Origin of the sequence: Aeromonas sp. A04 (assembly GCF_047780465.1) — a bacterium.
In the GTDB taxonomy this organism is placed as follows: Bacteria; Pseudomonadota; Gammaproteobacteria; order Enterobacterales; family Aeromonadaceae; genus Aeromonas; species Aeromonas bestiarum.
Window position 1 is genome coordinate 55,032 of the sequence record NZ_JBLNHP010000001.1, and the last position, 25,346, is coordinate 80,377.

General features: G+C 61.1%; 21 protein-coding genes. 16 read left to right on the top strand and 5 right to left on the bottom strand.

Annotated features, from left to right (window positions below; genetic code table 11):
- Positions 1-177 precede the first annotated feature (177 nt).
- Together ACM3N8_RS00245 and ubiG are read right to left on the bottom strand one after the other, a co-directional pair.
- On the bottom strand, positions 178-864 hold the full coding sequence (locus ACM3N8_RS00245; RefSeq protein ID WP_290018069.1) for an HAD family hydrolase: 687 nt from the start codon (positions 862-864) through the stop codon (positions 178-180).
- Complete coding sequence (gene ubiG, locus ACM3N8_RS00250) at positions 864-1,580, bottom strand: bifunctional 2-polyprenyl-6-hydroxyphenol methylase/3-demethylubiquinol 3-O-methyltransferase UbiG (protein WP_098984011.1); 717 nt, start codon at positions 1,578-1,580, stop codon at positions 864-866. Before ubiG ends, ACM3N8_RS00245 begins: the two co-directional genes overlap by 1 nt.
- Positions 1,581-1,781: 201 nt before the next feature.
- Between ubiG and gyrA the strand changes: the two genes are divergently transcribed.
- Entirely contained in the window at positions 1,782-4,565 is a 2,784-nt protein-coding gene (gene gyrA / locus ACM3N8_RS00255; protein WP_290018070.1) for a DNA topoisomerase (ATP-hydrolyzing) subunit A, read from the top strand.
- A 278-nt stretch (positions 4,566-4,843) separates the two neighbouring features.
- Complete coding sequence (locus tag ACM3N8_RS00260; RefSeq protein WP_167336105.1) at positions 4,844-5,014, top strand: hypothetical protein; 171 nt, start codon at positions 4,844-4,846, stop codon at positions 5,012-5,014.
- 78 nt (positions 5,015-5,092) lie between these two features.
- On the opposite strand, the gene ACM3N8_RS00265 is transcribed toward ACM3N8_RS00260, so the two are convergent.
- Positions 5,093-6,148, bottom strand: coding sequence for a PA0069 family radical SAM protein (locus tag ACM3N8_RS00265; protein ID WP_290018073.1), 1,056 nt, complete (start codon positions 6,146-6,148; stop codon positions 5,093-5,095).
- Between the two features lie 174 nt (positions 6,149-6,322).
- Between ACM3N8_RS00265 and ACM3N8_RS00270 the strand changes: the two genes are divergently transcribed.
- The 14 genes from ACM3N8_RS00270 to ACM3N8_RS00335 all read left to right on the top strand — a co-directional run bounded on the left by ACM3N8_RS00270 (position 6,323) and on the right by ACM3N8_RS00335 (position 23,236).
- The gene (locus ACM3N8_RS00270; RefSeq protein WP_290018075.1) at positions 6,323-6,910 is read left to right on the top strand and encodes a tetratricopeptide repeat protein; all 588 of its coding nucleotides are present in this window, start codon (positions 6,323-6,325) and stop codon (positions 6,908-6,910) included.
- Between the two features lie 236 nt (positions 6,911-7,146).
- Complete coding sequence (gene thrS / locus ACM3N8_RS00275; RefSeq protein WP_043135382.1) at positions 7,147-9,075, top strand: threonine--tRNA ligase; 1,929 nt, start codon at positions 7,147-7,149, stop codon at positions 9,073-9,075.
- A 21-nt stretch (positions 9,076-9,096) separates the two neighbouring features.
- Positions 9,097-9,627 carry a translation initiation factor IF-3 gene (gene infC / locus ACM3N8_RS00280; protein ID WP_274454371.1) on the top strand — a complete coding sequence of 177 codons (531 nt, stop codon included), beginning with the start codon at positions 9,097-9,099 and terminating at the stop codon, positions 9,625-9,627.
- Between the two features lie 85 nt (positions 9,628-9,712).
- Complete coding sequence (rpmI, locus tag ACM3N8_RS00285) at positions 9,713-9,910, top strand: 50S ribosomal protein L35 (RefSeq protein ID WP_005315535.1); 198 nt, start codon at positions 9,713-9,715, stop codon at positions 9,908-9,910.
- A gap of 14 nt (positions 9,911-9,924) precedes the next feature.
- Positions 9,925-10,281: a 50S ribosomal protein L20 gene (gene rplT / locus ACM3N8_RS00290; protein ID WP_005300683.1), complete on the top strand. Its 357-nt coding sequence runs from the start codon at positions 9,925-9,927 to the stop codon at positions 10,279-10,281.
- A gap of 334 nt (positions 10,282-10,615) precedes the next feature.
- Positions 10,616-11,599, top strand: coding sequence for a phenylalanine--tRNA ligase subunit alpha (gene pheS, locus ACM3N8_RS00295; RefSeq protein WP_042866463.1), 984 nt, complete (start codon positions 10,616-10,618; stop codon positions 11,597-11,599).
- Positions 11,600-11,611: 12 nt separating this feature from the next.
- Positions 11,612-13,999: a phenylalanine--tRNA ligase subunit beta gene (gene pheT / locus ACM3N8_RS00300; RefSeq protein WP_416015290.1), complete on the top strand. Its 2,388-nt coding sequence runs from the start codon at positions 11,612-11,614 to the stop codon at positions 13,997-13,999.
- Positions 14,000-14,002: 3 nt separating this feature from the next.
- A complete protein-coding gene (ihfA, locus tag ACM3N8_RS00305) occupies positions 14,003-14,299 on the top strand; it encodes an integration host factor subunit alpha (RefSeq protein WP_005300715.1) in 297 nt (98 codons plus the stop codon).
- A 54-nt stretch (positions 14,300-14,353) separates the two neighbouring features.
- A complete protein-coding gene (locus ACM3N8_RS00310) occupies positions 14,354-18,304 on the top strand; it encodes an ATP-binding protein (RefSeq protein ID WP_416015291.1) in 3,951 nt (1,316 codons plus the stop codon).
- Between the two features lies 1 nt (position 18,305).
- Positions 18,306-19,553 (top strand): response regulator, encoded by a 1,248-nt coding sequence (locus tag ACM3N8_RS00315; protein ID WP_290018079.1) that lies wholly within the window; start codon positions 18,306-18,308, stop codon positions 19,551-19,553.
- Positions 19,554-19,556: 3 nt separating this feature from the next.
- Positions 19,557-20,156, top strand: a complete 600-nt coding sequence (locus tag ACM3N8_RS00320) for a GNAT family N-acetyltransferase (protein ID WP_274454290.1) — start codon at positions 19,557-19,559, stop codon at positions 20,154-20,156.
- Positions 20,157-20,246: 90 nt separating this feature from the next.
- Complete coding sequence (gene cobB / locus ACM3N8_RS00325; protein ID WP_043135373.1) at positions 20,247-21,020, top strand: Sir2 family NAD+-dependent deacetylase; 774 nt, start codon at positions 20,247-20,249, stop codon at positions 21,018-21,020.
- Positions 21,021-21,107: 87 nt separating this feature from the next.
- Positions 21,108-21,584 carry a hypothetical protein gene (locus ACM3N8_RS00330; RefSeq protein WP_290018080.1) on the top strand — a complete coding sequence of 159 codons (477 nt, stop codon included), beginning with the start codon at positions 21,108-21,110 and terminating at the stop codon, positions 21,582-21,584.
- Positions 21,584-23,236 (top strand): sensor domain-containing diguanylate cyclase, encoded by a 1,653-nt coding sequence (locus ACM3N8_RS00335; protein ID WP_290018081.1) that lies wholly within the window; start codon positions 21,584-21,586, stop codon positions 23,234-23,236. Before ACM3N8_RS00330 ends, ACM3N8_RS00335 begins: the two co-directional genes overlap by 1 nt.
- Before the next feature lie 59 nt (positions 23,237-23,295).
- Here ACM3N8_RS00335 and ACM3N8_RS00340 read toward each other — a convergent pair whose 3' ends face one another.
- Positions 23,296-24,306, bottom strand: a complete 1,011-nt coding sequence (locus tag ACM3N8_RS00340; RefSeq protein ID WP_290018083.1) for a substrate-binding domain-containing protein — start codon at positions 24,304-24,306, stop codon at positions 23,296-23,298.
- A complete protein-coding gene (gene rbsK / locus ACM3N8_RS00345; RefSeq protein ID WP_290018085.1) occupies positions 24,306-25,238 on the bottom strand; it encodes a ribokinase in 933 nt (310 codons plus the stop codon). The genes ACM3N8_RS00340 and rbsK overlap by 1 nt, the downstream gene beginning before the upstream one ends.
- Between the last annotated feature and the right edge of the window lie 108 nt (positions 25,239-25,346).

Below are 25,346 nucleotides of genomic sequence, written 5' to 3' on the forward strand. Positions count from 1 at the left end.
GTCCTGTCCCAGTGTGTTAGCGGTTGTCAAACGGCAAAAACGGGAGATCACTCCTGATCTCCCATCGCATCCTGGCGTACCCACGAACATCCATATGTTGGTGTTCATATGGGCACCGTTTGGCAACAAAGCTGCCTTTATGATCCATCAATGCCTGTGACCCGGTGGATCATGGGGTCAGGCTACCTCGTAACGCAGCCAGTGGTGCAGAGCCTGCACGGTATCGAAGTGCAGATCCGCGCCCCAGTCGGCGGGATCCTCGTCATCGCTCAGATAACCCCAACCCGCGACGGCAGTGCGCATGCCCGCATTGCGGCCGGCCTCTATGTCACGCACGTGATCCCCCACGTAGAGGCAATGGGCGGCGTCGACGCCCAGTTGCTCGCAGGCAAAGTACATGGGGGCAGGGTCTGGCTTGCGCACCGGCAGGGTATCGGCACTGACGGTGACGCCGCAACTGGCAAGCTCGGGCAGGGCCGCCAGCAACGGCTCGGTCAGAAAGCCGGGCTTGTTGGTGACTATGCCCCAGGGCAGGGCCCGTTCGTCCAGCCACTCGATGAGATCCACCATGCCCTCATAGGGGCGGGTGCCGACGCACAGGTGGGCGGCGTAGTAGTCGAGCAGGGCGGTGCGCAGGCGCGTGGCGCCCAGCTCCTCGAGCAGCTCATCGCCAAGCCCGGCCCTGAGCAGCCCGAGCGCGCCGTGGGAGGTGGTCTGGCGAATGATGGCCTCGGAGAGCGGGGCAAAGCCTTCGCTCACCAGCACATGGTTGACGGCGGCGCCCAGATCGGGAGCCGTGTCGAGCAATGTGCCGTCGAGATCGAACAGCACGCAGCGCAGCGGCGCCGGGTGAGAGTCGCTCATCAGCCTTGCTCCGGGCGGATGAACTCCACCATGTAGTTGACGTCGACGTTCTTGCCGAGCTTGAACTGGCCGGTCAGCGGCGAATAGTGCACGCCGCTCATGTCCCGCACCAGCAGGCCCGCCGCTTCACCCATGCGACACAGTTCGGCTGGGGTGATGAACTTCTTGTGATCATGGGTACCCTTGGGGACCATCTTCATCAGGTATTCGGCCCCCAGGATCATCATCAGGTAGGCTTTCGGGTTGCGGTTGATGGTGGAGACGAACGCTCGTCCGCCCGGGCGCACCAGGGTGGCGATGGCGCGCAGCACAGAAGCCGGATCCGGCACATGCTCCAGCATCTCCATGCAGGTGACCACGTCATACTGGCCAGGGGCCTGGCCGGCGTGCTCCTCCGCCGTCATCTGCTGGTACTGGAGCTCCACCCCCTGCTCGAGGGCGTGCAGGCGGGCGACGCCGAGGGGCTCCTTGCCCATGTCGATGCCGGTGACGCGGGCACCGCGCCGGGCCATGCTCTCGGAGAGAATGCCGCCCCCGCAGCCGATGTCGAGGATGTGCTTGCCAAACAGGCCGCCGCTCTTGTCGGTGATCCAGTCAAGGCGCACCGGATTGATTTGATGCAGTGGCTTGAATTCGCCCTCCATGTCCCACCAGCGGGAGGCGATGGCTTCAAATTTGGCGATTTCTGTCAGATCGACATTGGCATCACTATTCATGTTTTGATGATCCTGTGGCAGGGCGCGCAGGTAGCAAGACTTGGGCGCAATCTATTGTCCTGGCGGGCATTATAACGGACACACTTTGTCACACCAGCCCGACTTGTTACCCGGATTTGTGGCTTAAGGTATTTGGCTCAGTGTGTTACCATGGCGCGCTGTTTAAGCCAAAGAACAACTAATTAGGGATTAAGGCTTTCTATGAGCGATCTGGCCAGAGAGATCACGCCGATCAACATCGAAGAAGAGCTCAAGAGTTCCTATCTTGATTACGCCATGAGCGTGATCGTAGGACGAGCTCTGCCGGATGTGCGTGATGGCTTGAAACCGGTTCACCGCCGCGTTCTGTTTGCTATGAACGAGTTGGGGAACGACTGGAACAAGCCCTATAAAAAATCGGCCCGTGTGGTCGGTGACGTAATTGGTAAATACCACCCTCACGGCGACAGTGCCGTGTATGACACCATCGTCCGCTTGGCGCAGGATTTCTCCATGCGCTACATGCTGGTCGACGGTCAGGGCAACTTCGGTTCGGTCGACGGCGACAGCGCCGCCGCCATGCGTTACACCGAAGTGCGGATGGCCCGCATCTCCCACGAGCTGCTGGCCGATCTGGACAAAGAGACAGTGGACTGGGTACCGAACTACGACGGTACCGAGATGATCCCGGCTGTCATGCCCACCAAGGTGCCCAACCTGCTGGTCAACGGCTCATCCGGTATCGCGGTGGGCATGGCGACCAACATTCCTCCTCACAACCTCACCGAGATAGTCAACGGCTGTCTGGCGCTGATCGAAAATAGCGATCTCACCATCGATGAGTTGATGACCTATATCACAGGGCCTGATTTCCCCACTGGCGCCATCATCAACGGTCGCGCCGGCATAGTGCAGGCTTACCGCACCGGTCGCGGCTCCGTCTATGTGCGCGCCAAGGCCGAAGTGGAAGTGGACGACAAGACGGGTCGCGAGACCATTCTGGTTCACGAGCTGCCTTATCAGGTGAACAAGGCGCGGCTGATCGAGAAGATCGCCGAGCTGGTCAAAGAGAAGAAAGTCGAGGGCATCAGTGCCCTGCGCGATGAGTCCGACAAGGACGGCATGCGCATCGTTATCGAGATCAAACGTGGCGAGTCTGGCGAGATTGTGCTGAACAATCTCTACAAGCACACCCAGCTGCAGACCACGTTCGGCATCAACATGGTGGCGCTCGATAACAACCAGCCCAAGGTGATGAACCTTAAAGACATTCTGGATGCGTTCCTGCTGCACCGCCGTGAGGTAGTGACCCGCCGGACCGTGTTCGAACTGCGCAAGGCGCGGGATCGGGCCCACATCCTGGAAGGTCTGGCGGTGGCGCTGGCCAACATAGACCCCATCATAGAGCTGATCCGTCACTCCGATACCCCGGCTGACGCCAAGGCCAAGCTGGTTGCCCGCGGTTGGGAACTCGGCAACGTGGCCGGCATGCTGGAAAAGGCAGGCGACGACGCGGCCCGCCCCGAGTGGCTGGAGCCGGAGTTCGGCATCCGTGAAGGTCAATACTTCCTGACCGAACAGCAGGCCCAGGCCATCCTGGATCTGCGTCTGCACAAGCTGACCGGCCTCGAGCACGAGAAGATCCTGGAAGAGTACCAATCTCTGCTGGATCTGATCGCCGAGCTGCTGTTCATCCTGGCAAGCCCGGAACGGCTGATGGAAGTGATCCGCGATGAGCTGCTGGCCGTGCGCGAGCAGTATGGCGACGCGCGTCGCACCGAGATCAGCGCCTCCAGCGCCGAGATCAACATCGAAGATCTGATCACCCCGGAAGACGTGGTCGTGACCCTGTCTCACCAGGGTTATGTGAAGTACCAGCCGCTGACCGACTACGAGGCCCAGCGCCGCGGTGGTCGTGGCAAGTCGGCCACCCGGATCAAGGAAGAGGACTTTGTGGAACGTCTGCTGGTGGCCAACACCCACGACACCATTCTGTGCTTCTCCACCCGTGGCAAGGTTTACTGGCTCAAGGTGTATCAGCTGCCGGAGGCGTCCCGTGGCGCCCGTGGTCGTCCGATCATCAACTTGCTGCCGCTGGAAGAGGGTGAGCGCATCACCGCCATCCTGCCGGTCAAAGAGTATGCCGACGACAAGTATGTCTTCTTCGCCACCGCCGACGGTACCGTGAAGAAAACCAGCCTGTCTGCGTTCAGCCGTCCGCTCTCCTCCGGCATTCGTGCCATCAACCTCAAAGAGGGTGATGAGCTGATCGGGGTGGATATCACAGATGGCAGCAACGAGATCATGCTGTTCTCCGATGCGGGCAAGGTGGTTCGCTTCAATGAAGGCAGCGGCCGCGCCGATGCAGCCGATGCCGATGCCAGCGATGATGTCGACGGGGATGACGAGAGTGTCATTGACGCCGGCAACGACGACGATGGCAGCGACAACGGCGAAGGCACCGAAAGCAAGGGTACCTTCAAGGGCGTACGTCCCATGGGCCGTACCGCCGGTGGGGTTCGTGGTATCCGCCTGCTCAACGGTGACAAGGTGGTTTCCCTGATCGTCCCCCGTGGCGAGGGTGCCATCCTGACCGCGACCGAGAACGGTTACGGCAAGCGTACCGCGCTGACCGAGTACCCGACCAAGAGCCGTGGTACCCAGGGCGTTCGCTCCATCAAGGTGGACGAGCGTAACGGCAAGGTGATCGATGCGATCCAGGTCGAAGATACCGACCAGATCATGCTGATCACCAATGGCGGCACCCTGGTCCGTACTCGCGTCGCCGAGGTGAGCGTCATAGGCCGTAACACCGGCGGTGTGCGTCTGATCCGGACCGGTGAAGACGAGACAGTGGTCGGCCTGCAGCGTATCGCCGAGAGTGACGAGGAAGAGAACGACATCGTGGCCGTTGACGGTGAGGTGTCCGAAGGCACAGATACCGCGCCAGATGCCGGCTCTGCCGATGCAGGGTCCACTGAAGAGGGTGCAGCGAGCGACGAATAATCGCGCGTCTGCCTCCATGAAAAAGAGCGACCCCAGGGTCGCTCTTTTTGTTGCTGCCGTTTGTCTCTGGCCGCGCGCCCCCAGTCTGATGGGTCAGCCTGATCCTGTTGCCGCACGCGTCGCTGATCACGCGCACCGCGAGCATGACTGCACTCCTCCTTGTTTCCTTGTCCTCAATTCATCATGCCTGCGTCATCCCCCTGTCATGGGATGCGGCCAAGCTTGCCCCTGTCGCACTCAACAGACTGCGACGCGCAGCCATCAAACAGGAGCACCTTATGACTAGCTGGGTAATGTGGGAGATCTGGTGGAGCCGGGTATGGGGCGAACATCAACCAGCGTCGCTGGCAGGGGAGCATGAGGACGAAGTGGCCCATGAGCCGGCACGACTGCCCGCCGAATTGATCGCCCAGGGCAAGGCCACGCACTCGCCTCGGCCAAGGGGGTGAGGCCCTGCTCGTCAGCATGGTTTGTGGTGTACCGGCGAAGGGGAGGCGTTGTGAGCGCGGTTGACGCTGTCGGGGCGCTCAGAACAGCCGCAGTTGTTCGCCCGGGCGAATGAAGCCGTCCCGCCGCAGCTGAAGATGGCGCTTGCCCAAGCCCAGGCGCTTGCTGATGAGCCGAAAGCGCTGGGCGAGCAAGTCGGCAAACTGGCCTTCACCTTGCATGCGGGTGCCAAAGGCGGGGCTGTTGAGCCCGCCATCCCGACTGGCCCGCAGCTGGTTCAGGATGGCCTCCTTCTGGCCGGGGTAGTGTTCCTCCAGCCAGTCGCTGAACAGGGTGGTCAGCTCGTGGGGCAATCGCAGCAGTATGTAGTCGGCGCAGTGGGCACCGGCCTCGGCCGCCGCCTTGATGATCTGCTCGAGCTCAGGTTCGTTGAGGCGCGGGATCATGGGGGCCGCCAGCACGCCGACCGGCACACCAGCCTGTGCCAGCTTCTCGACCACCTTGAGCCGACCCGAACCTGTGCTGGCTCTGGGCTCCAGCTGTCGCCGCAGGGTTTCATTCAAGGTCGTCACCGACACCATCACCTGGCAGAGACCCTCCCGGGCCAGCTCGGCGAGCAGATCGAGGTCGCGCAATATCATGGCGCTCTTGGTGATGATGCCCACCGGGTGACGGTGGGCCAGCATCACCTCCAGCAAGGCGCGGGTGAGGCGATAGTGATGCTCGATGGGCTGATAGGGGTCGGTATTGGCGCCGAGCACTATGGTCTCTGGCTGATAGGTTGGCTTGGCAAACTCCCGGCGCAACAGCTCGGCGGCATTGAGCTTGGCAAACAGCCTGGTCTCGAAGTCGAGGCCGGGAGATAGCTCCAGGTAGGCGTGACTGGGTCTGGCATAGCAGTAGATGCAGCCATGTTCGCAGCCCTGATAGGGGTTGATGGAGCGACCAAAGGGCACATCCGGTGAGCGGTTGTAGCTGATGATGCTGCGTGCCGTTATCTCCTTCACCTCGGTGCGGGGAGCAGTGGCGGCAAATGCTGCCTCCCACTCGGTTTGGGCCCAGCCATCGTCGACAGCCTCGACCAGCGGGCCGCTGAAACGATGCTCGATATTGTGGGTGCTGCCTCGTCCTGCCATCGTCTCGCACTGATACTGTTTATATATACAGTTATCATGCTGACCCTCATTGCCAAATGCAAGCTCTGCCAACTCATACCGCCATAAAAAGCATGTCAACGGGATCTCCTGCTTGATCACGGCGCTACATTTCGTTTACATAGACAAAATGCGAACTGGATCACGGAAATCATCATGAAACCCATCACCTGCCGCTGGCTGTTTATCGGAGTGCTTGGTCTGGTCATCTGGCGGCTGATCCCGCTCTCGACCGAGCAGGAGCTGGCATCGGCCAATCGCGCCTGGCGTACCGGTCACTTCGATGAGGCGACACGGATCTGGTCGCCACTGGCCGAACAGGGCCAGCCACGGGCCCAGGCGCTGATGGGCTGGAGCCATGAAGTGGGGCAGGGGAGCGAGCAGGATATCAGCCGGGCCATCACTCTCTATCGCCAGTCGGCGCAGGCGGGCGATGCCTTCGGCCAGTACCGGCTGGCGGAGGTCTATCTGCGCGGCGCCGGGGTGAAACGGGATCTGCGGGAGGCATTTCACTGGATGGAGCTGGCGGCCCGCAACGGTGACGTGCCCGCCATGCTGAAAGTCGGCGTGCTGCACCTGATGGGGGTGAGTGGCCGGGTCGATCTGGCTCAGGCCAAGCAGTGGCTCTATCAGGCCTCGCAAAAGGGCAACAAGCTTGCATTGAAGGTGTTGGAGGAGCTCGCACTGGCCGAGGAGGGGAGCAGTACCTTCGATTTCAACTGGCAACCCCTGTTGGGTGACTAAGCGGCAAGCACCTCATTTGGTTGTAGAAAATCTCATCAAACCCGATACAGCCCCGCCTACTTCTGGTAGCATGGTCCGGTTTTTGGTTTGCCTTGTGCCGTCACGCAAGCTGTTTGCGGCACTGGGTGTCTTCGCAAAGTGCTGTGGAGAGCCAGAACATCACCCTTTTTTGAATGATTTTTTCCATCCCGCATGTGCCCTTTGGTAGGGGGCACCACTGTACAAGGAAACACACAATGCCAATCATTACTCTGCCTGACGGCAGCCAACGTCAATTTGCCCACTCCGTTTCCGTCATGGACGTGGCCGCGGACATAGGTCCGGGTCTCGCCAAGGCGTGCATTGCCGGTCGGGTAAACGGTGAACTGGTGGATGCCTGCGAGCTGATCGAAGCCGATGCCTCCCTGGCCATCATCACCGCCAAAGACGAAGAAGGTCTGGACATACTGCGCCACTCCTGCGCTCACCTGCTGGGTCATGCCATCAAGCAACTCTGGCCCCAGACCAAGATGGCCATAGGTCCCGTCATCGACAACGGTTTCTACTACGACATCGATCTGGATCGTACCCTGACTGACGAGGATCTGGCTGCCCTGGAAGAGCGCATGCTGGCGCTGGCCGCCAAGGATTACGACGTCATCAAGAAGAGAGTCTCCTGGCAGGAAGCACGCGACGTGTTCGAAGCCCGTGGCGAGACTTACAAGGTCGAGATCCTGGATCAGAATATTGCCCGTGATGACCAGCCTGGTCTGTATCATCACGAAGAGTACGTCGACATGTGTCGCGGCCCGCACGTGCCCAACATGCGTCACTGCCACCACTTCAAGTTGCAGAAGATGTCCGGCGCCTACTGGCGTGGCGATTCCAACAACAAGATGCTGCAGCGCATCTACGGCACTGCCTGGGCTGACAAGAAGCAGCTCAAAGGCTACCTGCAGCGTCTGGAAGAGGCGTCCAAGCGCGACCACCGCAAGATAGGCAAGCAGCTCGACCTGTATCACATGCAGGAAGAAGCCCCTGGCATGGTGTTCTGGCACAACGATGGCTGGACCATCTTCCGTGAGCTGGAAACCTTCATCCGTGGCAAGCTCAAAGAGTACGACTATCAGGAAGTGAAGGGTCCCTTCATGATGGATCGCGTGCTGTGGGAGCGTTCTGGCCACTGGGAGAAGTATGCCCAGGCCATGTTCACCACCCAGTCCGAAAACCGCGAGTACGCCATCAAGCCGATGAACTGCCCGGGTCACGTGCAGATCTTCAATCAGGGTCTGAAGTCCTACCGCGATCTGCCGCTGCGCATGGCCGAGTTCGGCTCCTGCCACCGCAACGAGCCGTCCGGTTCCCTGCACGGTCTGATGCGGGTGCGTGGTTTTACCCAGGATGACGCTCACATCTTCTGTACCGAAGAGCAGATCATGGAAGAGGTGTCCGCCTGTATCCGTATGGTCTATGACGTCTACGGCACCTTTGGCTTCGAAAATATCGTGGTCAAGCTCTCGACTCGTCCCGAGCAGCGCATCGGCTCCGACGAGGCCTGGGATCGCGCCGAGGCGGCTCTGGCCGAAGCCCTGGTGCTGAACGGCCTGAAGTACGATCTGCAGCCGGGTGAGGGCGCCTTCTACGGTCCCAAGATCGAATTTACCCTGCATGATTGCCTTGATCGTGCTTGGCAGTGTGGTACCGTGCAGCTCGACTTCGCCCTGCCTGGACGTCTGGGTGCCACTTATGTGGGTGAAGACAACGAACGCCACGTACCGGTGATGATCCACCGGGCCATTCTGGGTTCACTCGAGCGTTTCATCGGTATTCTGACCGAAGAGTACGCCGGATTGTTCCCGACTTGGTTGGCTCCGACTCAGGCTGTGGTCATGAATATCACAGATAATCAGGCCGATTATGCGGTAAAAGTAGCCAAAGCATTGAATGATGCGGGTCTTCGCGCAAAAGCGGACTTGAGAAATGAGAAGATTGGCTTTAAAATCCGCGAGCATACTTTGAAGCGAGTACCTTTCATGCTGGTCTGCGGCGATAAAGAAGTTGAAGCCGGTAAGATTGCAGTACGGACTCGTAAAGGGGCTGACCTGGGCACTTATCCTGTTGAAGAGCTAGTTGCTCTGTTGACCCAGGAAGTTCAGACCCGCGGACAAAAGAAAGTGGAGGAATAAGCTATAAAAGGCGGAAAAAAACTGGGCAAGCAACCGCAAGCCCGCGCTCACCGGATCAATACCGAGATTCGTCTGAAAGAAGTTCGTCTGACTGGTATTGACGGAGAGCCTTTGGGCGTCGTTGCTATCCAAGATGCATTGAACTTAGCCGTTGAAGCTGGAGTGGATCTGGTCGAGATCAGCCCTAACGCTGAACCGCCCGTTTGCCGGATCATGGATTACGGCAAATTCCTCTACGAAAAGAGCAAAACAACCAAAGAACAGAAGAAAAAGCAGAAAGTCGTCCAGGTCAAGGAAATCAAATTCCGTCCTGGCACTGACGAAGGCGACTATCAGGTAAAACTACGCAACCTGGTTCGCTTTCTGGAAGACGGGGACAAGGCTAAGGTCACCCTGCGCTTCCGTGGTCGTGAAATGGCCCACCAGGATCTTGGTATCAAGGTTCTGGAGCGTGTCAAGAACGATTTGGAAGAGTTGGCCGTAGTAGAGTCGTTCCCGAAAGTCGAAGGCCGTCAAGCAGTGATGGTCCTCGCACCTAAGAAGAAATCTTAAGGCCCACAAGAAATTGACTCATGGGTTCGCCCCATGAGTCGGTTCGCCTTGCGATTTTGTTGTCACTCACAATGCGGAGTATGAAATGCCGAAGATGAAAACCAACCGGGGTGCTGCAAAGCGCTTCAAGAAAACTGGCTCGGGTCGCTTCAAGTGCAAGCACAACCACCTGCGTCACATCCTGACCAAGAAGAGCAGCAAGCGTAAGCGCAAGCTGGGGCCGAAGTTCATGGTTTCTGCTGCCGACCACAAACGTGTTGTCGCTTGTCTGCCGTACGCATAAGGGGGATGTGAAAAATGCCAAGAGTTAAACGTGGTGTGACTGCTCGCGCTCGTCACAAGAAAGTAATGAAAGCCGCCAAAGGTTACTACGGCGCCCGTTCCCGAGTTTACCGCGTAGCGGTACAAGCGGTAACTAAAGCTGGTCAGTATGCCTACCGTGACCGTCGCCAGAAAAAGCGTCAGTTCCGTCAGCTGTGGATTGCGCGTATCAACGCTGCAGCCCGTCAGAACGGTCTGTCCTACAGCCGTCTGATCAACGGTCTGAAGAAGGCTTCTATCGAGATCGATCGCAAGATCCTGTCCGATATCGCCGTTCACGACAAGTTGGCTTTCACCGCCCTGGTTGAAAAGGCTAAAGCAGCGCTGGTTTAATCCGGTTCTGTTATGAAAGATAAAAGGAGGCTCAGGCCTCCTTTTTTGTTGTCCGTCTTTTGCTGCCCGTCATTTTTACATCCTGTTATTGCGCTCACCCATTGCTCTTCATCCCTGCAACATGCCGCCTTCATATGCCAACAAACCAGCATTCTTTACCCATATTTGATGAACGTAGAGGGCAGGGCAGGCTGCTTGCCTGATAACAAAATGATTTCTAGGGAGAAAAGCCCGCCATAACTATGGTCAGCCAAGGGGCTTTTTTTGTATTATTCCCCTCTTGACCTTATTTAGCCTAACAGGCTCCTGTTTCGGGAGTGGTGACGAGGAAGACATGCAACAGCTTGAAGAAGTAGTCGGCCAGGCCAAGGCCGAGATTGAGGGCGTCAATGACGTTGCGACCCTCGACGAGATCCGGGTCAAATATCTGGGTAAAAAAGGCTTTTTTACCGAGCAGATGAAGACATTGGGCGCCTTGTCCGCCGAAGAGCGTCCCGCTGCGGGCGCCGTGATCAACCAGGCCAAGCAGCAGGTTCAGGATGCCCTGAACGCACGCCGTGATGCACTGGTGGAGCAGGAGCTGAACCAGAAGCTGGCTGCCGAGACCATCGACATCAGCCTGCCGGGCCGTCGTATCGAGAACGGTGGTCTGCACCCCGTGACTCGCACCGTCGAGCGCATCGAGCGGCTGTTTGGCGAGATGGGTTTCAAAGTGGAACGCGGTCCCGAGATTGAAGATGGCTTCCACAACTTCGATGCGCTGAATATTCCGGCTCATCACCCGGCGCGTACCGATCACGATACCTTCTACTTCAATCCCGATCTGATGCTGCGTACTCACACCTCGGGTGTGCAGATCCGCACCATGCAGCAGCAACAGCCGCCAATTCGCATCATAGCGCCGGGCCGCGTCTATCGTAACGACTACGACATGACCCACACGCCTATGTTCCATCAGGTTGAAGGCCTGCTGGTTGACGAGCATGCCAGTTTTACCGAGCTGAAAGGGATACTGCACGACTTCCTGCGCAACTACTTCGAGGAAGATCTCACCATACGTTTCCGTCCTTCCTACTTCCCGTTCACCGAGCCGAGCGCCGAAGTGGACGTCATGGGCAAGAACGGCAAGTGGCTGGAAGTGCTGGGCTGCGGCATGGTGCACCCGAACGTGCTGCGTTCGGTTGGCATCGATCCGGAAAAATACTCCGGCTTTGCCTTCGGCATGGGCGTTGAGCGCCTGACCATGCTGCGTTACGGGGTCAATGACCTGCGTGCCTTCTTCGAAAACGATCTGCGCTTCCTCAAGCAGTTCAAGTAAGGGCGAGAGAACATGAAATTCAGTAAATCCTGGGTGATGGAGTGGGTCCGCACCGAGTTGAGTGACAACGCACTAGCCGAGCAGATCACCATGGCCGGCCTGGAAGTGGACGCCGTGGAAGCGGTGGCTGGCCAGTTCAACAACGTAGTGGTCGGTGAAGTGGTCGAGTGCGCCCAGCATCCGGACGCCGACAAGCTGCGAGTGACCAAGGTCAACGTGGGCGAGGCCGAACTGCTGGACATCGTCTGTGGCGCGCCGAACTGCCGCCAGGGCCTGAAAGTGTGCGTGGCCAAAGTGGGCGCGACCCTGCCGGGTGATTTCACCATCAAGAAAGCCAAGCTGCGTGGCCAACCGTCTCACGGCATGCTCTGCTCCTTCAGCGAGCTGGGTATCGAGGTGGAAGCGGACGGCATCATAGAGCTGCCGGCCGATGCCCCCATCGGCACTGACATTCGCGACTACCTCAATCTCAATGACGTGGCGATCGACGTGGATCTGACCCCGAACCGGGCCGATTGCCTCGGGATCGCAGGGCTTGCCCGCGAGATCGGCGTGCTCAACAGCGTCGACGTGGTCGAGCCGAGCTGGACGCCTGCCGCTGCCACCATAGACGCGACCTTCCCGATCCGGGTCGAGGCAAGCGCCGACTGCCCGCGTTATCTGGGCCGCGTCATCAAGGGGCTGAACCTGCAAGCCATGAGCCCGCTCTGGATGCAGGAGAAGCTGCGCCGTGGCGGCATCCGCTCCATCGACGCCATCGTCGACATCACCAACTTCCTGCTGCTGGAATACGGTCAGCCGATGCACGCCTTCGACCTGGCCAAGCTGGAAGGGGAACTGGTGGTGCGCCGTGCCAAGGCCGATGAGCCCATGACCCTGCTCGACGGCAACGAAGTGAAGCTCAAAGAGACCACGCTCGTCATCGCCGATGCCAAGGGTCCTGCCTGCATGGCCGGTATCTTCGGTGGCGATCGCACCGGCGTGTCCGAGTCCACCACCGATATCCTGCTGGAGTGCGCCTTCTTTGCGCCGCTCTCCATCACGGGTCGTGCCCGTGCCTATGGTCTGCACACCGACTCCTCCCACCGCTTTGAGCGCGGGGTGGATCCCGAGCTGCAAGCCAAGGTGATGGACAGAGCCACCCGTCTGCTGCTGGATATCTGCGGCGGCGAAGCGGGTCCTGTCATCGAGGTCAAATCCGATGCCCATCTGCCCAAGGCTGCCCCCATCAAACTGCGTCGCACCAAGCTCGACAAGGTGATCGGCATCAGCGTAGGCGATGCCCAGGTGGTCGAGATCCTGACCCGCCTCGGCATGCAGGTCACTGTGGATGCTGACGGCTGGACCGCGCTGGCGCCCTCCTGGCGTTTCGATATTGCCATCGAGGAAGACCTCATTGAGGAAGTGGCCCGCATCTACGGCTACAACAAGATCCCGAACCTGAAACCGGCCGCCTCTCTGGCCATGGTTGAGCAGGCAGAAGGGCAGGTGACCCTCAAGCGGGTACGCGACCTGCTGGTTGACCGCGGCTTCCAGGAAGCGATCACCTACAGCTTCGTGGATCCCAAGGCGCAGCAACTGCTCTATCCGCAGAGCGATGCCATCGTGCTGCCGAACCCGATTTCGGTCGAGATGTCCGCCATGCGGGTGTCGCTGTTCCCTGGTCTGGTGCAGGCGGTGGTCTACAACCAGAACCGTCAGCAGGCGCGGGTGCGTCTGTTCGAGCAGGGCCTGCGTTTCATCAAGGACGAGAGTGCCGAAAACGGCATCCGTCAGGAGCCCATGCTGGCTGGCATCATCACCGGCAACCAGAGCGATGAGCACTGGGACATCAAGAACCGCGGTAGCGACTTCTTTGATTTGAAAGGGGATCTGGAAGCGGTATTGGATCTGACCGCCGAAGGGGCCAGCTTCAGCTTCGAGCGTACCGAGCACAGTGCCCTGCACCCAGGCCAGAGCGCAGCCATTTTGCGCAACGGCGTGGTCATCGGCCACATCGGCGTGATCCACCCGAGCCTCGAGAAGAAGCTGGGCCTCAAGAGCCGCGCCGTCATGTTTGAACTGGAGCTGGACAAGCTGACCCCTGCCAAGGTGCCGGTTGCAGCCGAGGTTTCTCGCTTCCCTGCCAACCGTCGCGACATTGCCGTGGTGGTCGATGTTGCGGTTCTGGCCGGCGATGTCCTCGCAGTAATTAAAAAAGTTGGCGGAAATCAGGTAGTTGGAATAAACTTGTTTGACGTATACCAGGGTGCTGGTATGGCAGAGGACAAGAAGAGCCTGGCCATCAGTCTTGTATTGCAAGACACCCAGCGCACTCTGGAGGAGAAAGAGATTGCCGAGACCGTAGACAATGTCGTGCGGGCCCTTGGTGAAGAGTTGAATGCATCCTTGAGGGATTGATCTATGGCGCTTACCAAAGCCGACATTGCAGAGCACCTGTTCACCCAGCTGGGGATGAGCAAGCGTGAAGCCAAAGATATGGTGGAAGCCTTCTTTGAGGAAATCAGACAGGCGCTTGAGCGTGGTGAACAAGTCAAGATTTCAGGCTTCGGTAACTTTGACCTTCGTGAGAAGAATCAGCGTCCTGGACGTAATCCCAAGACGGGCGAAGATATTCCTATCAGCGCCCGTCGGGTGGTGACCTTCCGGCCTGGCCAGAAACTCAAGGCCAGGGTAGAAAATGTTGAACCCAACGAGTGACAAAAAGCCAGGCAACCGCCTGGCTTTTACTTTTGCATGATAAAAACCCGCCTTTTGCTCACACTGTTGCTGGCCATGCCGGTGCAGGCCATGACCCTGCCTCTGTCGCCTGCCACCCAGGCCTATGCCGACGCGCTCAAACCGCTGACCATCTGCTATCCGGCCCTGATCCGGCCGCCCTATCTCGAAGAGTCGGGGGGCTTGCTGATCGATCAGCTGGAGCGGCTGGCCGAGCAACTGCCGGTGCCACTGCTGCACGAAAAATTGCCAAACTGGTCCGCAGTGCAGCAGGGGCTGCTGGCGGGGCGCTGCGATCTCATCCCCTATGTCGGCCCCTCACTGCAGGCATTGCCGGGCATGGCCCTGAGCCGCGCCCTGCTGGAGGCCGAATCCGCCATCCTCTATCGCGGCGAGCTGGAACGCGCCACCTTTCTGGTGTCGCCCGTCTGGCAGGCGAGCGAGGCGCTCAAGTCGCTCTACCCCCATGCGACCCAGCTGGCCCTGACCGATGCCGACAACTGGTATGCGGCTTTGGTGGCTGGCAAGGGGACTGCCTATCTCGGTGATTACCTGCAACTGCGTTACCTGATGCGCGAATACCCGGATGAGGGGTTGCGGCTGCGCCGGCTGCGCAGCGATGAACTGGTGATCAGCTACCGCATTATGATGCGGGACAAGCCCGAGCTCAGGGAACTGATCGACACTGCGATCCGCTACATGCCCCCCGGCAGCCTCTACAAGGATCTGGATCGCTATCTGGAACAGGGAGAGCAGGACATCAACCCGCTGCACTTCACCGATGAGGAGCAGGCCTGGCTGGTCGGTACCTCCCGCACCATCAAGCTGGTGGTGGATCCTGCGCTTATGCCCTATAGCGGCATCGACGGCAAGGGGCAGCTCAAGGGCTGGAGCGCCGATGTGCTGCGCCGGGTGAGCCTGCAGACCGGACTGAACTTTCATGTGGTGCCCGCCCGGGACAGGGAGGAGGCACTGGCCAAGCTGCGCAGTGGCGAGGCGGACATGATGGCGGGTCTGCTGGAGACCCCGGCCCTGACCCGCGAGTTCGACTTCACCCGCATCATGGTCGTGAGTCGTTACGCTCTGGTCAGCCGCAAGTCCCATTCATTCGATCGGCTGGAGGCGCTCAAGGGGGAGGTGGTGGTGCCCGCCAGCCTCTATGACCCCGACATGCTGGCACGTTTCGGCCAGCATGCGTGGCGCAAGAGCGAGACGCTTGAGTCGGGCATTGCACAGGTGCAGGCAGGCAAGGCCGATGCCATGCTGGCCGAGTTGTATCAGCTGCAGTATCCGCTGCGCAACAATCGGCTCGATGGCCTGGACATCAAGGAATTGCCGATTCGCTTCGGGCTCGGTTTTGCCATAGGCTCCCGCAGCCCCAGACTGGCGGGGGTGATGGAACAGAGTCTGATGACCCTCACCGGCAGGCAGAACGATGAACTCAACCAGCGCTGGCGACAGCTGGTGCTGACCCAGCAGGCCGGCGTCAGTTACGGTATCTGGCTGGGATCCGTATTGCTGGCGCTGCTGATCAGCGCCGGCGTCATCTGGCTGATCTGGCGCTCCCGCCAGCAGCTGGCGCGGGAGGTGAGTCAGCGTCAGGAGATGGAGCAGACACTGGCGCTGGAGAGCCAGTTCAGGGAGTCTCTGTTCCAGGCGCTGCCGGTGCCTGTCTTCCTGCGGGACAATCAGGGGGAGATCATCAAGCGCAACAAGCAGGCCAAACGGCTGGAGGCCCGTTATCTGGCCGAGCTCAGCCTGCCATCGTCCCAGGTGCAGGGGGCGGAAGGAACCTTGTCCCTCGGAGATCAGGTGTTCTCCTACGCCCAGATCCCGCTGCAACTGGGCAAGCAGACACAGGCCGGGGATCTGATCGCGCTGTCCGATATCAGCGCCCTGCGCGAGCGCACCCGCTTGCTGCGCCAGGCCGAGCGTCGCCTGCGTGCCCTCACCAATACGGTGCCCGGGGTCGTCATTCAGTTCATCCTGCAGCAGGGCGGTACAGCGCAGGTCGAGTTCATCAGCCGCGGCAGTTACGAGCTGCTGGGGCTGGCCAGCCAGCAGATCCGCCGCGATCCCGACAGCGCACTCAGCCGGCTGCTGCATCAGGACAGATGCGAGATGCGGATGCCCATGCTGGCCATGTTGCAGGCGGGGCAGCCCTTCTCTTACGCGCTGCGCTATGCCCACCCGGACAAGGGGACGCGGTGGCTGCAGTTCTATGGTCGGGGTCGCAGCCAGCCGGAAGGGGGGTGGCGCGTTTACGGTGTGGTGCAGGATGTGACCGCCCGAGTCGAGCAGGAGCATGCCTTGCAGGCTTCCCATGAGCGGGCCGAGCAGGCCGTGCTGGCCAAGGGGCGCTTTCTCGCGGCGGTGAGCCACGAGATCCGTACCCCCATGAATGCCATCCTGGGGCTGCTGGAGTGGCTCGATCACACCCCACTGTCGGCGGAGCAGCGCTCTGCGCTCTCCCATGTCAGGCAGGCGGGGGACGAGCTGCTCGGCCTGCTCAACGATGTGCTCGATTTCAGTCGCAACGAGAACCGGCAGCTGGCGCTCTCTCCCCAGCCGACCGATCTGGTGGATTTGTGCGAGCATGTGGCGGCGGTGCACTGGTCCAAGGCCCGCTCCAAGCGGTTGCAACTGCGGCTGGATATCGATCATCGCCTGCCCGCACAGGTGGAGCTGGATCCCCACAGGGTGCAGCAGGTGCTGCATAACCTGCTCGCCAACGCCATCAAGTTCAGCCCCGCCGGTGAGGTGGTGTTGTGGGCCCGTCGTGAAGGCAACCGCCTGCTGTGCGGTGTGGATGATGAAGGGCCCGGCATCAGTAGCGATCTGCTGCCTCGCCTGTTCCTGCCCTTCGAGCAGGGAGGAGAGGAGGGCCAGCCCAGGGCTCAAGGCACAGGACTGGGGTTGGCCATCAGCCGTCAGCTGATGGAGCAGATGGGCGGCGAGATCCGGGTCGAGCCGCGTCCCCTAGGGGGCAGCCGCTTCACCTGCATCTTGCCATTGGTGCTGTTGCACGAGGCGCCGCGCTGGCAACCGAGAGTGACCAGCGTCAACATCCAGTTGAACGATACGGAGCGTGCCTATCTCATGCCCTGGCTTGGCGAGCTCGGCCTGAGGGAGGATCCCGCCGGTCCCCTGCTGCGCGCCGCCGAAGATGAACAGGGCCTGCGTTACTGGGACTGGCAGGGCGAGCCCTGGGTGCCAGGCGCTGTGGTCAGCCTGTTGCAGCCCAGGCTGGTGTCCTCTGCCGAGGAGGCGATGAGCCTGCCGGGACAGGGGATGCGGGTGCTGCTGGTCGAAGATCACGAGGTGAATCGGGTGTTGATCAGCATGCAGCTGACCCAGCTGGGGGCTCAGGTACTGAGTGCGGCCAATGGCCAGCTGGCGCTCGACATCTTGCAGCACGAGACGGTGGATCTGGTGTTGACCGATCTGCAGATGCCGGTGATGGATGGAGCCCAGCTGTGTCAGCAGTTGCGTGATTCGGCGCGCTGGCAACATCTGCCGACCTACGTGATCACCGCCGATCTCAGCGAGCAGGCGGCGCAGCGACTGGCCAGCTGCGGTTGCCGGGGACATCTGGACAAGCCCCTGCTGCTTAAGGATCTGGCCAACTTGCTGCGCAGCCTGCCGACCTCAGCTGATGCAGTCACCCCGTGGCCCAAGGCACCAGAGGAGGACCTGGCGCCGGCATGGCTGGAACAGGCATTGCCGCTGCTGAGTCCTGAGCTTGTCACCCTCTATCTGGAGGCCACTCGCCAGGATCTGGCCGACATTGAGCACTGCATCACACAAGGGGATGAGATGGCGCTCGATGCGGCTTTACACAAGGTGAAGGGGGCCGCCAAAATGGTGGGGGCCACCCCGCTTATCCAGGTGATCGAGCAGTGGCAACGGGATCCACGGCAACCCCTGATATCCCCGCTGCGGTACGCTCTGGATGAAGTGTGCCGGCGATTGGGTGAGAGAGTCTGACATGATCATCACAGATGAAGAGTTATTGGCGTTGCTGGATCCGGAAGAGACGCAAGAGCGTTTCTTCTACCCAGTGACCATCTATGCGCTGGATGGGGTCGCCTATCGGGCGGCCCAGGCGGTCAGCCTGCCCGAATTTGCGACCCTGCGTCGCACCAAACCCGATGCCTGCTGGCACTGGGAGGGGTTGTTTGCCGCCGGTGCCATTGCCCTGTTTGATCCGGCCTCGCACGCTGGCGCCGACTATCTGCCGCAACTGATGACGCAGGGGGAGGGCATCTATCGGCTCTCGGATGACTGGCTGGCTGGCGTGCATGGCCGTTACCAGCAGTGGCAACACTGGCTGGCCGGGATGCGGATCTTGTTGCTGGAGGACCATCCGTTTCAGGGGGCCCACATTCAGCAGGAGATCCAGGGATTGGGGCTCTCCTGTCAATGGGTGCAGGATGGCAATGCCTGTATCCAGGCGCTGGCGGAGGGGAAGGTCACACTGCTCATCAGCGATCTCAGTCTGGTGGAGCAGGATGCCATCAGCCTGTTGATGAGCCAGCCCCAGTACCAGCAAAGCGGCCTGCCCATCATATTGCTGTCAGCGCACGATCAGACCCTGATCGACGGTGCCCGGCGCCTGCTGCATGACGCCGGTTTCAACGTGGTGGCGGCCCTGGCCAAGCCCCTGTTGACCGACGATCTGCTGCGCTTGCTCAAGGTGCTTTATCTGGGGCCCCAGCGGCAACAGCGGCTCAGTGGCCAGCGCCGTACCATTCGTACCTGGCAGGGGGAGGAGAAGGGACTGCTGGGGCTTATCTCGGATCCCCCCTCCAAGCTGCCCGTCTGGCTGGCGGTGACCGGTTTGCCACCACGCTGGGAGCTGGTGCGGGAGTGGTTGGGCAGGCAGGGACGAGACGCCGGCGAGCTGACCCTGGTCATTCACCGCCGCGACCACCTGCTCAGTCAGGCGGAGCGGTTTGCCCTGGTGTTGCAGGCCAGTCTGGCCGGCGCCAGGCTCGCCTTGCTGCTCGACAGCGATCAGCACATGCCGTTCGATCTGCTGGAGCGGATGCCCTTGCAGCACCTGCTGCTGGGGCAGAGCCTGCTGCCCGGGCTGGAGGCCATGACGCCGGACTCCCTGCTGGGGCGCTTCATCAACCGGGCCAGGGAGCTTGGCATCGCCCTCTATCTGGATGATCCCTTCAACCTGCTCGATAACGAGTTGTGGCGCGATCGCGGCATGACGGGGCGCTGGTAACCCGTGCCTCGCTATCTCTGCTGGCCTCCCGACGAGGCGCGCTTGCGCCGCAGCCTGGCCGGCTGGCTGCACCCCACCTCGCGGGCATCCTTGCCGCTGATGATGGAAGTGGGGGGCGTCCCCTGCCGGCTGCAAGAGCTGGCGGGGGCCGATCCCGAATCTATCAAGGCGGCTTATGAGGCGTTGAGCGAGCAGAGCATTTACTTGCGCTTCATGCGGGCCAAGCAGTCCCCCACCGCCGATCAGCTCGCCTTCTTTCTCGATTACCCCAGAGCATCCCAGATAGGCTTGCTGCTCACCGATGGTCTGGGGCGGCCGCTGGCCCAGGCCCAGTCCATCCGGCGGCGGCTGCACCCGGATCGGGCCGAGTTCTCCTGCCTGGTAGCGGATCACTTCCAGCACAGGGGGGCGGGGCGGCGTATCCTGCTGGCACTGGCGCTGCTGGCGCGCGCCGAAGGCATTCGGGAGTGGACGGCCGAGGTGCTGGCCCAGAATCGCCCCATGCTGGCACTCCTGCGCGGGCTGGGGCTGCCGCTCACCCTGGTGACGGGGCGGGAGCTGGTGTTTGTCCGGCTCGATCTGAGCGTGCTCGATACCCTGTGACGGGGGTATCCTAATAAGACCAAGGGCGAATAGGCCTGTTTTTCACCCTGTGCTAAGGTCAGCCTTGTATGTGGTCAGAGGGAATCCATCATGGTGCAGTCAGCTAAACACATCGTCATCCTTACCGGCGCCGGGATCTCTGCCGAATCCGGCATCAAGACCTTCCGGGCCTGCGACGGTCTGTGGGAAGAGCACAGGGTGGAGGATGTGGCGACCCCGGAAGGGTACGCGCGGGATCCCGCCCTGGTGCAAGGCTTCTACAACTCGCGCCGCCATCAGCTGCAACAGCCGCAGATCCACCCCAACCCGGCCCACTATGCGCTGGCTCGCCTCGAACGCCTGCTGCCGGGCACAGTCACCCTGGTGACCCAGAATATCGACAACCTGCACGAGTGTGCGGGCAGCAAGAACCTCATCCACATGCACGGGGAACTGCTCAAGGCCCGCTGTCCCGAGTCGGGCCAGGTGATCGAGTGGCGCGGCGATCTGCATCAGGATGAGCTCTGCTCCTGCTGCCAGTTTCCCCAGCCATTGCGCCCGCACGTGGTCTGGTTTGGCGAGATGCCGCTGGGGCTGGATCGCATCTACGGCGCACTGGCCCAGTGCGACCTCTTCATCTCCATCGGTACCTCGGGTGCCGTCTATCCCGCCGCCGGTTTCGTGCATGAGGCCGGGTTGAACGGTGCCCATACCATAGAGCTCAATCTGGAACCGAGCGAGGTGGGCAGCCAGTTTGATGAAAAACGGTACGGGCCTGCCTCCCTGCTGGTGCCCGCCTTCGTTGACGAGTTGCTGCAACGCTGCGGTGTGCATCAACCGAAACAGATAGACGGTCACAACTGGATGGAGATGCGCGGATCCTGAGCAACCGTGCCATGTCACAGTTGCAATGACCTGGTGAAATCGCCACACTGGCAACCCAAATATGGGACGCAGTTGGCGCAAATCATCATGACCACAGTGAAGCAATGGATCGCTTTTTTCCTCCTGATGCTGGCCAGCGCCAGCACATTGGCATCTCCCCCCCTGATGACGCTGGTGCTGCCCAACGGCAAGCAGCTCATGCTCAATGACGCGGCGCTGGCCGCTCTGCCACAAACCGAGTTCACCACCACCACGCCCTGGACTCAGGGCTCGCACCATTATCGTGGTCCGACCCTGGCGGCCGTACTCGCGGCGCAGGGAATTCTGAGTGCCAGCAAGATTGCCGTCTCGGCCCTCAACGGCTATCAGCAGGTGGTGGATCTTGCCCTGTTTGACGGTGTGCCCCTGACTCTGGTGCGCCACGAGGATAACAAGCCGCTGACCCGGCGCAACAAGGGGCCGCTCTGGCTGCTGATCCCGTTTTCCAGCCACCCCAAGCTGGACATTCCCCCCATTCATAACTGCATGGTCTGGCAGGTGACCCGCATCGAGATCATCGACTGATGGGTCGTCAGCGCCATAACCTGCTGCTGGTCTCGATCACCTTGCTGTTTCTGTTCTCCTCGGGTTGCGGGCTCTATCTGCAACACCGCCAGGAGCAACTGGTCGATACCTTCTATCGCAACATCCACTGGAACATCAGCCAGGTGATGCTGGAGTCCCAGCGTTTCCTCTATGAGTTGCGTCTCTATCGGACCGGGCAACTGGAGATGGAGACCCTGAGCCTCAATTACGATCTGTTGTGGAACCGGCTGGATATCTTCCTCATCAGCAGTGAAACCGCCGAGGCGCGCGAGCGTCACGGGCTGGGCAAGGCGTTGGCCGGGCTGTTCGAACAGATAAAGCGGCTCGAACCCCAGATACAGGCCGGGCAACTGCGAGAAGGGGCCGAGCTCGAACAACTGCAGAGCCAGATTGCCGAACAGACTCGCCAAATTGAGCAGATTGGCGATCAGATCCTCTCCGGCCAGGAGCGGGAGGCTTCGGTCAACCAGATCCGCAGCAGCCTGTTCTGGCTGCAGATCTGGCAACTGATCCTGCTGGTGACCGGTGGTGTGCTGGTGTTTGCCCTCATTCGTGCCAACTTGCAGAACCGGCGCCTCTCCCTGCTCGATCCCCTGACCCGGCTCGGCAATCGCCGCGCCTTGCAGGAACAGTTGGCACGCTCGCTGGACTCTTCCCATGCCCTGGCGCTGGTGGTGCTCGATCTGAAACGCTTCAAACAGGTCAACGATCTGCTCGGCTATCAGGTGGGAGACAGATTGCTGCAAACGGTAGCCGACAAACTGCAGCACGCCCATGGCGGTCATGCCTACCGGTTGGGTGGGGATGAGTTTGCGGTGATCCTGACCGCCGGGCGGCAGAGCATGGCGGCGCAGATCCAGGCGTTGATGAGCCTGCTCCATTTCGAGTTCGTGACCCGGGAGAGCAGTTTCGAGCTGGCGTGCCGGCTGGGGGTTGCCCAGGTGCAGGAGGAACCAGATCCCAAGCGGCTGCTGGATCAGGCCATTTTGGCTCTCAATCAGGCCAAGCGCGATGCCGATGGGGATCTCGCCTGGTTCGAGCCCGGGATGCAGCTGCAGTTGCAACTGACCCAGCGCCAGCTGCACCAGTTGCGGGACTGGCTGGCAAACGTGGCGCCTTCCCCTCTGGTGATCGATACCCAGCGGTTCGGCAGCGAGAGCGGCGCCGCGGTGACAGGTTTGTCACTGCGCTGGCAGGAGACGCTGACGCCCTGCGAGATGGGCTGGTTGCAGGAGGGCGGCATACTGGGGCCCGTGATCGCACGGCTGCTGCAAGAGCATGATCAGCCTGCCGGCGGTGATCCGCAGCCGCTGCTGATCGCGCTCACGCATCAGGCTCAGCTGGCCCATGTGCTGGCCTATCTGCCCGCGCTGGCCCATGTCGAACCCATACTGCTGCTGCCAAGCCTGCAGCAGGATGCCGCCCTGCTGGCCAAGCTGAACCAGTGCGCCTGTACCCTGGCGCTCCGCGAGATTGGCAGCAGTACGCCGGACTTGCTGGCGGCGGGCTGGCCACTGCGTTATTGGCTGCCGGTGGCGTCGGCTCACGCCGGTCTGCTGGCGCCGCTGGCGCAGCGACTGGGCGTGATACGCCTGGCCCAGGTTGCGCAGGCTGAGCGGCAGCAGGCCTGACTGGCTGCGATAAAAAGGGCGACCCAGGGGTCGCCTTTTTGCATGAGGCGTTTAGAAAATCAGGGGGCGGGGAAGGGGGCGCAGGATTGTCTGATCACCAAGTCAGGATCGACCGTGATCAGGTGATTATCCACCGCCACCCCGTTGATCCGCGCCAGCAGCCGGGTGACGGCGAGGCGACCCAGCTCCTCCTTGGGCTGATTGATGGTGGTGAGCGGCGGTGACAGGTATTGCGCCAGCGCCACATTGTCATAGCCGACGATGGAGAGATCCTGCGGTATGTTCAAGCCCGCCTGATGGGCGGCGCTGATGGCCCCCATGGCCATCATGTCGTTGAAGATGAAGAGGGCGCTCGGACGTTTGGGTTGGGCCAGCAGCCGCTGCATGGCACTGAAACCACTGGCGCAGTCAAAGTCGCCCTCCTGGATCCAGGCCGGATTGATGGTCAGCCCCGCTTCTTGCATCGCCTGCTCGAAGCCGGACTGGCGCTGATTGGCGGGGGCGCGGCTGTGGGGGCCCGTGATGCAGCCTATGTCGGTGTGACCCAGCTCCAGCAGGTGGCGGGTGGCCAGGTAGCCGCCGCGATGGGAGTTGTCGGCGATGAGATCCACGTCCTTGCTCTCCATGCCCCAGTCCATCACCACCACCGGCAGGCTCTTGAGCCAGTCGAGCTGGTTGAACACCTCCTGCTGCCCCTCGCTGCACATGATCAGCAGGCCGTCGACCCGCTTGCGCAGCATCATCTTGAGGTAGGAGAGAGCGGTTTCGGCCTGCCCCTCCGTGTTGCCGAGCATCAGGTTGTAGCCCTGCTCGAAGCAGTAGCGCTCCACCCCGCGCACCACCTCGGCGAAGAAGGGGTTGCTGGAGGTGGTGACCAGCATGCCGATGCTGTTGGTCTCCTTCACCTTGAGGCTGCGGGCCACTAGGCTGGGGGCATAGTTGAGATCGCGCATGGCGGCGAAGACCCGCTCCCGGGTCTCCTCGGCCACGAAGCGGGTCTCGTTGATGACGTGGGAAACTGTGGTGGTAGAGACCTGGGCCCGCGCCGCCACCTCCTTGATATTGGCCATCAGTGCCCCTGCGCAGTCTGGGCGAGCAGGAAGGCCTCGACCTCCTGCTTGCTCGGGATCGAGCTCTGAGCGCCGAACTTGGTGACAGAGAGCGCAGCCGCACCGTGGGCAAAGCGCACCGCGGCCTTGAAATCGGCGCCGGCCAGCTCGGCGGCCAGCAGGGCGCCGTTGAAGGTGTCGCCTGCGGCCGTGGTGTCCACCGCCTCGACCCGAAAACCCGGGATCAGTTGTTGCTGCCGGGCGTTGCTGCAATAGACCCCTTGGGAGCCCAGGGTGATCATCACATCGCTGATCCCCATCTGGTGGAAGCGGGCCGCCGCCTGAGCCGCGCTGGCCTCGTCGGTCACCTTGACGCCGGTCAGCAGCTCGGCTTCGGTCTGGTTGGGGGTGATGAGATCCACCAGCGCCAGCAGCTCGCTAGAGAGCGGTTGGGCGGGCGCCGGATTGAGCACCACCCGGGTACCGTGGGCACGAGCCAGTCTGGCGGCTTCAAACACGCTCCCCAGCGGCACTTCCAGCTGCAACAGCAGGGTGTGGGCGTCGGCAATCAGGGTTTCATGGCGCTTGACCATGGCAGGGGAGAGGGCGCCATTGGCTTCGGCGGAGATGCCTATGCTGTTCTCCCCCTCGTCGCTCACATAGATGATGGCGATGCCGGTAGGCAGAGTGTCGTCGAGCTCCACCGCGCTGACGTCTATGCCGTCCTGGGCAAAGCCCTGACGCATCTGCTGGCCGATGGCGTCATTGCCGATGCGGGCGATAAAGGCGACGGGAGCGCCGAGGCGCGCGGCGGCGACCGCCTGATTGGCACCTTTGCCACCGGGGACGACTTGATAGCTGTGACCGGTCAGGGTTTCACCGGGGCGAGGAAAGTGGGGAACGCGCAGTACATGGTCTGCATTGACACTGCCCAGAACAACGAGACGATTCATTCTTATCACCCTTGATTTGGAACATCTTGGCTTGAGTGGGCCCAAGCCAAGCTGCACGGTTAATCGAAAACAGGGGAGGCAAAGGGGGAGGCACGCCTCCCCCCATCG

Excerpts from the sequence above, each read along its gene's own strand:
- ACM3N8_RS00245 (WP_290018069.1), bottom strand. The coding sequence starts at position 864 with ATGAGCGACTCTCACCCGGCGCCGCTGCGCTGCGTGCTGTTCGATCTC.
- ubiG (WP_098984011.1), bottom strand. The coding sequence starts at position 1,580 with ATGAATAGTGATGCCAATGTCGATCTGACAGAAATCGCCAAATTTGAA.
- gyrA (WP_290018070.1), top strand. The coding sequence starts at position 1,782 with ATGAGCGATCTGGCCAGAGAGATCACGCCGATCAACATCGAAGAAGAG.
- ACM3N8_RS00260 (WP_167336105.1), top strand. The coding sequence starts at position 4,844 with ATGACTAGCTGGGTAATGTGGGAGATCTGGTGGAGCCGGGTATGGGGC.
- ACM3N8_RS00265 (WP_290018073.1), bottom strand. The coding sequence starts at position 6,148 with ATGGCAGGACGAGGCAGCACCCACAATATCGAGCATCGTTTCAGCGGC.
- ACM3N8_RS00270 (WP_290018075.1), top strand. The coding sequence starts at position 6,323 with ATGAAACCCATCACCTGCCGCTGGCTGTTTATCGGAGTGCTTGGTCTG.
- thrS (WP_043135382.1), top strand. The coding sequence starts at position 7,147 with ATGCCAATCATTACTCTGCCTGACGGCAGCCAACGTCAATTTGCCCAC.
- rpmI (WP_005315535.1), top strand. The coding sequence starts at position 9,713 with ATGCCGAAGATGAAAACCAACCGGGGTGCTGCAAAGCGCTTCAAGAAA.
- rplT (WP_005300683.1), top strand. The coding sequence starts at position 9,925 with ATGCCAAGAGTTAAACGTGGTGTGACTGCTCGCGCTCGTCACAAGAAA.
- pheS (WP_042866463.1), top strand. The coding sequence starts at position 10,616 with ATGCAACAGCTTGAAGAAGTAGTCGGCCAGGCCAAGGCCGAGATTGAG.
- pheT (WP_416015290.1), top strand. The coding sequence starts at position 11,612 with ATGAAATTCAGTAAATCCTGGGTGATGGAGTGGGTCCGCACCGAGTTG.
- ihfA (WP_005300715.1), top strand. The coding sequence starts at position 14,003 with ATGGCGCTTACCAAAGCCGACATTGCAGAGCACCTGTTCACCCAGCTG.
- ACM3N8_RS00315 (WP_290018079.1), top strand. The coding sequence starts at position 18,306 with ATGATCATCACAGATGAAGAGTTATTGGCGTTGCTGGATCCGGAAGAG.
- cobB (WP_043135373.1), top strand. The coding sequence starts at position 20,247 with ATGGTGCAGTCAGCTAAACACATCGTCATCCTTACCGGCGCCGGGATC.
- ACM3N8_RS00330 (WP_290018080.1), top strand. The coding sequence starts at position 21,108 with ATGACCACAGTGAAGCAATGGATCGCTTTTTTCCTCCTGATGCTGGCC.
- ACM3N8_RS00335 (WP_290018081.1), top strand. The coding sequence starts at position 21,584 with ATGGGTCGTCAGCGCCATAACCTGCTGCTGGTCTCGATCACCTTGCTG.
- ACM3N8_RS00340 (WP_290018083.1), bottom strand. The coding sequence starts at position 24,306 with ATGGCCAATATCAAGGAGGTGGCGGCGCGGGCCCAGGTCTCTACCACC.
- rbsK (WP_290018085.1), bottom strand. The coding sequence starts at position 25,238 with ATGAATCGTCTCGTTGTTCTGGGCAGTGTCAATGCAGACCATGTACTG.